Source organism: Thermoflexus hugenholtzii JAD2 (genome assembly GCF_900187885.1).
GTDB lineage: Bacteria > Chloroflexota > Anaerolineae > Thermoflexales > Thermoflexaceae > Thermoflexus > Thermoflexus hugenholtzii.
In genome coordinates this window covers 1-302 of the sequence record NZ_FYEK01000045.1, presented here as the reverse complement: position 1 = coordinate 302, position 302 = coordinate 1, and the positions used below count along the sequence as shown (strand labels likewise).

Sequence of the window (302 nt, the reverse complement as noted above, 5' to 3'; positions counted from 1 at the left end):
TCTCACGGCTGGTGGGGGTTGAAGGTCCGGATGAAGGCGATGATGTCCGCCAGATCCTGATCCGTCAGGGCCGGGTTGCCCCCCTTCGGCGGCATATCCACCCCCGTGGTGTTGGCCGGATCCGTCGCCGGCCGCCCCTTCTTGATGAACTCCAAAAGCTGGGCATCCGTCTGCTGCCGCACGAAGGCGCTGGTCGTCAGATCCTGCCCCAGCCCCGGCAGCCCCTTGGCGTCCGCCCCGTGGCACGAAGCGCACGTGCCCAAAAACAGCTCCTTCCCCTTCTCCGCATCCCCCTTCAGGGC

1 protein-coding gene is annotated in these 302 nt (G+C 66.9%); it reads right to left on the bottom strand.

The genetic code is table 11. The annotated features are described in order from the left end of the window. Positions 1-2 precede the first annotated feature (2 nt). On the bottom strand, positions 3-302 hold a 300-nt coding region (locus CFB18_RS11515; RefSeq protein WP_088571959.1), incomplete at its 5' end, for a c-type cytochrome.